This is a genomic window from Leptolyngbya sp. FACHB-711, assembly GCF_014695615.1.
Classification (GTDB): Bacteria; Cyanobacteriota; Cyanobacteriia; order Elainellales; family Elainellaceae; genus Leptolyngbya_A.
The window spans coordinates 1-8,596 of record NZ_JACJOR010000386.1 but is presented as its reverse complement, the minus strand read 5'-3'; the positions used below and the strand labels follow the sequence as shown (position 1 = coordinate 8,596).

The following is an 8,596-nucleotide window of genomic DNA, read 5'->3' as shown; positions in this document are numbered from 1 at the left end:
GCCCTTAATTGCTAGTATTTTCGCTCTTGTGGCTGGAACATGGTGATCGTAACCGGACGATAGCGGATATCAATTCCGGCAGACGAAAAGTATGCCTGGGTATGTTTGAGAAAGTCGGTGTCGTTTCGATCGACAAAATCTTCCCGTGAGTGTGCCCCCCGGCTTTCCTGGCGATTGAGGGCACTGGTGAGGATCATTTCACCCACAATCAGCAGGCTTTGGAGTTCCAGAGCTTCGATCAGTTCGGTGTTCCAAAGTTTGCCTTTGTCATCCAGATAAACTCGCTGTGCCTGCTGCCGAATCGTTTGAAGTTGGCTCAGTCCTTCCCGCATCAGGGCATCGGTGCGAAATACGCCGCAGTATTCGGTCATGCAGTCTTGGAACCTTTGCCGAATCTGGTCGATTCGATATTCTCCAGGCTGCGCTATCAGGGCTTGAATCTGCTGTTCTGCTTGCGTGATGTACTTTTTCTCATCAACTTCGGGCAGTTTGCGATTCTGCACGTAGCGGGCGATCGTTGCTCCGGTTCGACGACCGTATACCACACATTCCAGCAACGAATTGCTGCCCAGGCGGTTTGCCCCATGCACCGAAACACAGGCAGTCTCTCCCGCCGCAAAAAAGGCTTCGACTAAGCCCTCGGCACTGCTGCGAACCTGTCCCTCCGTATTAGTGGGAATGCCGCCCATCGAGTAATGCACTGTGGGACGCACCGGAATCGGTTGATTGACCGCATCCACGCCGACCAGACGATGCGCCTCTTCCCAGCAAAATGGAATCCGGCTCATGATTTTTTCTTTACCCAGGTGACGCACATCCAGATGCACAAGGGGTCCGCCTGCGCTGCCGTCGGTGTGAATGCCGCGTCCAGCCCGAATTTCTCTGGCGATCGCCCTGGAAGTAATATCACGTGGCGCAAGCTCCATCCGGCTGGGAGCATAGTCTTCCATAAAGCGTTTCCCTTCACTGTTAACGAGATACGCGCCCTCCCCCCGGACTGCCTCTGAAATAAGAACCCCTACCGGATAAAGACCTGTCGGGTGAAACTGGACAAATTCCATATCTTCCAGCGGCAGCCCAGCGACGGCAGTCATTGCCAGTCCGTCTCCTGTGGAAGCGTAGTCGTTAGAAGTGGTGTTGTAAACGCGCCCGTAGCCGCCCGTCGCAAACATTACCGCCTTTGCTCGTACGACTGCTAGCTTGCCGTCCCGAATGCGGAACATGACTAAACCCTTTGCCTGTCCCTCTTCCAAAATCAGGCGCATCACGTACCATTCGTCGTAAATGTGAACCCCATAGCGGCGCAGGTTGTTCACCAGTTCGTGCAAAATGGCGTGTCCGGTTTTGTCGGCGGCGTAGCAGGTGCGTTTGTGGGAATGTCCACCAAAAGCTCGCTGGGCGATACGTCCGTCTGACAATCGGGAAAACAGCACGCCCATATGCTCCAGGTCGATCACCACATCAGGAGCTTCACGGGTGAGAATTTCGACTGCATCCTGATCTGCCAGATAATCAGAACCCTTCACGGTATCAAAGGCGTGTGCTTCCCAGGTGTCTTGATCGTCTACGTTTTTTAGGGTTGCTGCCATGCCGCCCTGTGCTGCGACCGAGTGCGATCGAATCGGGTGGGTTTTCGCAATGACTGCCACACTGAGACGGGGATCGGTGCGAGCAATTTCTACCGCAGCTCGCGATCCTGCCAGTCCTCCCCCGACGATCACCACATCATGTTCAATCATGTCCAGCCTTGTCTGAATGACTTCTGGATCTATCGTGGCGCAGATGACAAAGGTTTGGGGGGAAAGGTCGATACTTCTTTATGTTTTTTGGAATAGGGAAATGGAGAGTAGGTGAGGGGACGAAGGATTAGAAGATGAGGGGTTAAAAGAAAAGGTAGTGCATCAGGTCAGCGGTGCGTTGGGGGGAAAGGTGAAGGCGCTGCTGGAGATCGGGGAGATTGCGGTAGGGGTGAGATTGCCGGTGTTGAACGATCGCCCTTGCCAAGGCGGTGTCGATCGGGGGCAGGCGCATAAGTTCCTCTAAGGTAGCGGTATTGGCGTTGAGGCGAGGAAGGGCATCAGGACGATCGGGGGCGTAATAGCAAAATTGCAGCACAGGTTCCAGAGGGCGGAGGCGGGAAAGGGGGACGTTGAGAGCTGCGGCAATGTCTTCCAGGCAGTGAAACGCAACGCCGGATTGGGTCAGGGCAACGAGCGATCGAGCCTGATGAATCGAGAGTCCGGGCAGGCGCAGCCAGTCGTCTACCGAGGCTTGATTCACGTCGATCCGAATCCCTAAAGCGGCAGCCAGGCGCACTTCTTCAAGGGACTGCATTCGGTAGTAGGGATCGTTGAGCAGGCGCGATCGAAGGGGGTGCAGCGCGTTTTGCAGCGATTTGCCCTGCGTCACACCATTGAGCCAGTCTGAAAGTCCCATTGCTTGCTTTCCTCTGAATCTTCTGAATCTTCAGATTTAAGATGATTGCCTGAGGCAGTATCCAGGCACGATCGCCCCGAAAGGGGAACTACTTGGCATCGAGCAACTGTCGCCGCTTTTGTTCAAATTCGTATTCTGAAATCAGTCCTTCTTGCCGCAGGGTGTCCAGCTCTCTTAGCGCATCGCCAAATGCCGTGACCTGCGGTGGATGAATTGCAGCTGGGTTAGAAGGGCGATCGAAGCGGGGGGAGGGCAGGGAAAGCGATAAACTCGATTCCGCATGTTCCCCATGAAACAGATACCAAACTGCCTCGATCACACTGGCAATACGGGGAATCGGATTCCAGGGATTGACCAGTGATAGGGTGAAATAAAGACAGCCCCAGCCCGGTTGTCCCAGGTAGAACTTATGCCAGCCAGAGATGGGAGAGACGGCTCCAGCCAGTGCCAGCAAGGCAGCAACGCGACGGTCTTTCGGTTTTTTCAGCATGGAGCAAACTCGCCTTTAAGTTAAGTCTTCCAGAAAATACTGCAAGTTCATCAAAAGTTTCGATCGCGTCACAAGAATTGCCATTCTATAACGCTTAGCGGAGACAAAATAAACATCCGAATCGATCGTCCATTCCTCCGTATTCTTCAGCCTACTTGACAGAGTTATCCCTGGAAATGCACACCGATCAAGCCTTTAGGCAGATTTGCATTCTAAAGATACAGTAAATTTCTGGATCAGGCGTGTCATGCAGGAATAAAGAGTTGTAGACTACGCAAAGATACGGAAATACCAAGCAAAGTTCACTCAGTGGTTCCACCCACTAAGTCTACCCAGTAAGTGGTCTATCCAATGAGTGTCTACCCGGTAAATCCGCTCGGTAAATACGCTTGGTTACTATGCTGCTCAGGAGGAGTGCTTGTCTAAAATGATGGTCTGAAACAATGATGGTCTAAAGCATCGTCTGTAAAAAACTAATTTATTGCTGAATTAGCAATTTACCTTGTGTGCTGAAAGTTCTTACAGCAAATATTTACAGCAAGCGTAATTTGCAAGGGTAATCTACAAAATCTTAAAATTCATTTTAAACCTGCATTTGCGAGGGCAGCCTGAGCCGTGAAGCCTAGCCTGTAGTGTGTGAATTAGGGTCATCGAAAAAGCAAAGTCGAGAAGTTAAATTGTGAAACTGCCGATTTACATCCTTTTCTGAAGCATAATTGCCTTAATTGCTTCTCACCAGGCGTATTCAGTCATTACGGTCGCGCATCTAAAAAACATTTGCTGACTTTGCCTCCGGTATCCCCACTGCATCAGTGTTGCTTGACTTGACCATGTCTTTTGCCGAATTTGGGGTGGTTTGATCACACGGCTTAAAGCTTCACTCAAGCTGTTCTTCTAGCGTCGTTTCTGATTTGAGCCTTTAAAGGGTCTTCTGCATCTACTGGATTAGCTGGGTGACTGTTGCGAGTCTGTTCAGCTCCTTGATTTGGATATGCTTCCAGCACGACGGCTGTTCGATCGTCGGCAGGTGAGCGAAACAGGAGTCAGACTTACTTAATAGCAATCAGTTCATCAATTTTTCCTAATCCATTTTTGGAATTTCTACTGCTTCTTCCATTTATTGCATCTCAACTATCCGAGAATCGATTCCATGTCGCAGACTTCTTTCTCCCCTGACTGGCTGACGCAGTTTTCAGATCCCTATGCGGTTCTGGGTCTGTCCGTGACTTCAGACGATCGCCGAGTTTTGAAGCGATATCGCACCATCGCAAAATTGCTTCATCCCGATAGCTATACTCAGTCGGTCAGCGATCGAAACTTTGCAACTCAACTGCTAGCTCGTCTGGTTAACCCTGCCTATCAGCAGCTCAAGCAGGAGAAAGGCAGAGCCGATATGGTGGCAACCCTGCGCTTCCGGGTACGCCGTATTAATAAAGACGAACCACTCTTGCCCCAGACGGAAGTGGGACAACGCCTGATCAAAACGCCCGTGCCCCAGGTTGATGTCTTTTATGAGCAGGCAGTCACCCGGTTGTCTGAATCGCAATTTCTACCGCTCAGTGATTTTGAGTCTGTGACCCAACAGCTCACTGAGCTAAATCTCATCTATCTGTATCTCAAAATGGGCGAACTCCTGATTCTCGAAAAACGGACTGGAATTATTTCCGCGCCGATCGAGCGTCCGACCAAGGCGGCTCTTAAAGAAGAAATAAACGCAACCGAAGATAACTACGCTCAGCGACACTACCAGCGAGCGCGGGAGTACGGCAGAAAGGAAAACTGGTCTCAGACAGTGGCAGAACTGCGGGATGCGATCCGGCTGGAGCCAAACCGAGCTGAATTTCATTCGCTGCTGGGGAAAGCATACCTGATGCAAAACCTGGCAGGCATGGCGAAAGTTCACTTCCGGCAAGCCCTCAAGTTTAATCCACAAGACCCCCTGGCAGTGTACTACGCTGAAAAGCTGAAAATTTCCCTAGAGACCCCAACTGCAAATAGCTCAGCAAAGCCAGCGAATAGAGGGCTCTTTAGCCTCTTCGGACGGAAACGCTAGAGCAATTCTCTCTTAGACAGTTCTTTCGGGCAGTCCTTTTAGACAGTCCTTTCAGACAGTCTTTGCCCCATGCAGTACAATTTTGAAGATCCGCTTGGGGAAACTGAGTATGACGACAGGGTGGACGCGCCGCCACATTATTTCCCTGGCTGACTTTCAACCGTCTGAGTACGATGTGGTGCTACAAACGGCTGCCAGCTTTCAGGAAGTGCTGTCTCGACGCACCAAAAAAGTGCCTGCTCTTCAGGGACAGGTGGTTGCCAATCTGTTTTTTGAATCCTCAACCCGCACCCGCAGCAGCTTTGAACTCGCGGCAAAGCGACTGTCTGCTGATACGCTCAACTTTGCTCCCGGTACGTCTTCGCTAACTAAAGGCGAAACGATTCTGGATACGGCAAAAACCTACCTGGCAATGGGCGCAGACCTGATGGTAATTCGCCACAAGGAAGCAGGCGTTCCCCTGGCGATCGCGCAAGAAATGGATCGGCTGCAAACGCGAGTAGGCATTCTCAACGCTGGGGATGGGCAGCACGAGCATCCCTCTCAAGCATTGCTGGATCTGTTTACCATTTGCACGCTGATTGATCCTGAAACGCCCAAACTTTCGCTGCTGAAGGATAAGAAAATTGCGATCGTCGGCGATATCCTGCATTCACGCGTAGCGCGATCGAACCTGTGGAGCCTGACGGCAAGCGGTGCAGAAGTTCACCTGGCAGGTCCACCCACACTACTGCCCAGGCAATTTTCAGACTTTGTACAATCAGAGTCTACTCCAGCGCTGCCGCGCAAACTGATCATTCACCGATCGCTTGGCCCCGCCCTGAAAGATGCCGATTTTGTCATGACCCTGCGGCTTCAACGGGAGCGCATGACCCAGCATTTGCTGCCCAGTCTGCGGGAATATCATCAGCAGTTTGGCATCACCCTCGATCGGCTGAAGCACTGTCAGCCCGGCGTGCGCGTCCTCCATCCAGGTCCAGTGAATCGCGGTGTCGAAATTAGCTCCGAACTGATGGACGATCCGCAGTTCAGCCTGATTTCCCAACAGGTGACAAGCGGCGTTGCGGTGCGAATGGCACTGCTTTATCTGATGGCAACTGGAAAAAACGCTTCTGTTTCGGCAACGGGCTGAGCAGGTTGGACGATCGCTGTTGGAGTTTCGGTCACACTGCGGGGCGTGTAGCGTCCGAGCAAGCCGTAAGTCACGAAGCCAAAGCATTCTCTGACGACTAGAAATGCCGTTTTACGTTCGGGGAATTGCGGCGGCAGGGGGCTGGCATGGGGAATTACCTCAAAGCCTAAACTGCGGAAGGTGAGCCACGATCGCCGCAAATGGGGCAAATCTGTCACCAGCAGAATTCGGTGAATGCCTCTGGGCTGAAGCAAGGCAGCCGTGAATTGAGCATTTTCCTCGGTGGTGCGCGAGCAGGGTTCGCCGTCGATCGCTGAAGCAGGAATGCCGCCTTTTTTCAGCATAGCAGCGATTTCTAGGGCATCGCCTCTGCCGCTGGCAAAAATCAGGGGAGCGCGATGACCCACCTGGGAAAACTGCTTCACATCATTTCGCCACAGCGCTGCCGCCGTCTGAACACGCTGGGGTCTTAGCTCCCTTCCGCGCCCCAAAATCACGATCGCCTCAACGGGTTCGCCTGAATCTCCGGGAAATGCCCCGGTGAGAAACCGTTCTCCCAAATTTGCCGTAAGCGGCGATCCGAGCAGCAGATAAACCAGCAGCAGCACCGCACCCGTTCCGCTATACAGCCATTTGCGCCGAAAAATTCGCAGCAGCCAGGGCAGAATGATCCAGATCATCAGGGGCGGCAGCACCCACTGAGGATTCATCAGCAGCCTGACCAGAAGAGACGTTGAGCGAGTCCACAAGCTGACAGACTCAGCAGTACAAAGAGCCGGATCCATCATGGCGAGCGCAGTAGCACAGTTTACAAAAGTTCAATTTCTCAGAGGCTAGTGTACTCATCCCTCAGCCGATCATGCTGTGATATAGACCACCTTCGGCAGAATCGGTCAGGGGGGTTTGAGCAGGGTTCCCTGTGCTACCTCGCTCGCTGAGTTGCCCGGAAATGGGGGCTTTGAAACTTGGCAGAAAGCCCGGTTTCCCGAGGATAGAAGGCTAAGGGCAGTCCGGGTGACAATCAGGACTTTTCAAACACCCTATCAAACGCGGTGCAAAACGTCTTGTAGAAGGATTGGGAGTCGCTCGGATTTTAATGGTTAGGGCTGCAAGATTATTCCAATCCTTCTGTTTGCCGCGCAGCAATTCTCAATTCGATCGATGATTCAAAAAATCATTTACAAAGTGAAATTAAGAGAAACGACGCTTCATATTTATTAACGGTTAAAGATACAGTCCTTTATTTAGAATCAAGCCTGAATCAGAGCTGAGATGACAGGGCTATTTGCACTTTGACGGGTCGATCGCTTTACTTTTTCTAACAGTTTGCAGTGAGACGATCGACCTCAAATGCCCCCCTCGTATGCGAATCTAGAAACAGTCAACGTCGGTCAACGGAGTTTAAACAGAATGTCACAAAGTCAGAAACCTACGGTGATTATCACCGGAGCCTCTTCAGGAGTTGGGCTTTATACCGCCAAAGCAATGGCTCAGCGTGGCTGGTTCGTGGTGATGGCTTGTCGAGATTTAGCAAAAGCAGAAAATGCTGCCCAAACCGTTGGCATCCCGAAAGATAGCTATACGATTCTTCATATCGACCTTGGCTCTTTAGAAAGTGTGCGGCAGTTTGTTAAGGACTTTCGGGCAACGGGCAGAACGCTCGAAGCTTTACTATGTAATGCCGCAATCTATATGCCGCTGATCAAAGAGCCCCTGTGGAGTCCAGAAGGCTATGAGCTGAGCATGGCAACAAATCACCTGGGACATTTTCTGCTGTGCAATCTGATGTTAGACGACCTGAAGCAGTCCCCCGCGTCCGATAAGCGACTGGTCATTTTAGGCACGGTGACGCACAACCCAGATGAACTGGGCGGCAAGATTCCTCCGCGTCCCGACCTGGGCAATTTTGAAGGATTTGAAGCCGGATTCAAAGATCCGATCACGATGGCAGATGGCAAAGCCTTTGAACCTGTCAAAGCATACAAAGACAGCAAGGTGTGCAACGTGCTGACCATGCGCGAACTGCACCGCCGTCATCATGATTCCACCGGAATTACCTTTAGCTCGCTCTATCCCGGCTGTGTGGCAGATACGCCGCTGTTCCGCAACCACTACAAGCTGTTCCAGAAAATCTTCCCGCTGTTCCAAAAATACGTCACGGGCGGCTATGTATCGCAGGAGCTGTCCGGTGAACGGGTGGCAATGGTGCTGGCAGACCCGGCATACCGTCAGTCGGGCGCGTATTGGAGCTGGGGCAACCGCCAGAAGAAAGACGGCAAATCATTTATTCGTCAGGTTTCGCCGCAGGCACGCGATGACGAAAAAGCCGAGCGGATGTGGATTCTGAGCGAGAAGCTAGTCGGGCTGGCATAAGGAAAACAAAAGATAAATAACGTGGCTTGGTTGCATTAGCGATCGTTTCTTATGATTTTTTCATGTTGAGAAGCGAGGCTGCTAAGGCGATCGAGCCAATTTTAGTTTTTTC

7 protein-coding genes are annotated in these 8,596 nt (G+C 51.8%); 3 read left to right on the top strand and 4 right to left on the bottom strand.

What is annotated here, in order from left to right:
• Positions 1-11: 11 nt before the first annotated feature.
• The 3 genes from H6F80_RS16275 to H6F80_RS16265 form a co-directional block, all read right to left on the bottom strand.
• Positions 12-1,739: a succinate dehydrogenase/fumarate reductase flavoprotein subunit gene (locus H6F80_RS16275; protein ID WP_190792575.1), complete on the bottom strand. Its 1,728-nt coding sequence runs from the start codon at positions 1,737-1,739 to the stop codon at positions 12-14.
• A 142-nt stretch (positions 1,740-1,881) separates the two neighbouring features.
• Positions 1,882-2,436, bottom strand: a complete 555-nt coding sequence (locus H6F80_RS16270) for a ComEA family DNA-binding protein (protein WP_190792574.1) — start codon at positions 2,434-2,436, stop codon at positions 1,882-1,884.
• A gap of 88 nt (positions 2,437-2,524) precedes the next feature.
• The gene (locus H6F80_RS16265; RefSeq protein WP_190792573.1) at positions 2,525-2,926 is read right to left on the bottom strand and encodes an SHOCT domain-containing protein; all 402 of its coding nucleotides are present in this window, start codon (positions 2,924-2,926) and stop codon (positions 2,525-2,527) included.
• A gap of 1,150 nt (positions 2,927-4,076) precedes the next feature.
• Between H6F80_RS16265 and H6F80_RS16260 the strand changes: the two genes are divergently transcribed.
• Entirely contained in the window at positions 4,077-4,979 is a 903-nt protein-coding gene (locus H6F80_RS16260) for a J domain-containing protein (protein ID WP_190792572.1), read from the top strand.
• A 109-nt stretch (positions 4,980-5,088) separates the two neighbouring features.
• Complete coding sequence (locus tag H6F80_RS16255; protein ID WP_190792571.1) at positions 5,089-6,111, top strand: aspartate carbamoyltransferase catalytic subunit; 1,023 nt, start codon at positions 5,089-5,091, stop codon at positions 6,109-6,111.
• Here the strand turns inward: H6F80_RS16255 and H6F80_RS16250 are convergent.
• Positions 6,063-6,899, bottom strand: a complete 837-nt coding sequence (locus H6F80_RS16250; RefSeq protein WP_242067401.1) for a YdcF family protein — start codon at positions 6,897-6,899, stop codon at positions 6,063-6,065. The two genes, H6F80_RS16255 and H6F80_RS16250, sit on opposite strands and share 49 nt — an antisense overlap.
• A gap of 622 nt (positions 6,900-7,521) precedes the next feature.
• On the opposite strand from H6F80_RS16250, the gene H6F80_RS16245 reads away from it, so the two are divergent.
• Entirely contained in the window at positions 7,522-8,484 is a 963-nt protein-coding gene (locus tag H6F80_RS16245; protein WP_190792570.1) for a protochlorophyllide reductase, read from the top strand.
• The last annotated feature ends 112 nt before the right edge of the window (positions 8,485-8,596 follow it).

Coding starts and splice junctions, on each gene's coding strand:
- H6F80_RS16260 (WP_190792572.1), top strand. CDS start 4,077: ATGTCGCAGACTTCTTTCTCCCCTGACTGGCTGACGCAGTTTTCAGAT.
- H6F80_RS16265 (WP_190792573.1), bottom strand. CDS start 2,926: ATGCTGAAAAAACCGAAAGACCGTCGCGTTGCTGCCTTGCTGGCACTG.
- H6F80_RS16250 (WP_242067401.1), bottom strand. CDS start 6,899: ATGATGGATCCGGCTCTTTGTACTGCTGAGTCTGTCAGCTTGTGGACT.
- H6F80_RS16270 (WP_190792574.1), bottom strand. CDS start 2,436: ATGGGACTTTCAGACTGGCTCAATGGTGTGACGCAGGGCAAATCGCTG.
- H6F80_RS16255 (WP_190792571.1), top strand. CDS start 5,089: ATGACGACAGGGTGGACGCGCCGCCACATTATTTCCCTGGCTGACTTT.
- H6F80_RS16245 (WP_190792570.1), top strand. CDS start 7,522: ATGTCACAAAGTCAGAAACCTACGGTGATTATCACCGGAGCCTCTTCA.
- H6F80_RS16275 (WP_190792575.1), bottom strand. CDS start 1,739: ATGATTGAACATGATGTGGTGATCGTCGGGGGAGGACTGGCAGGATCG.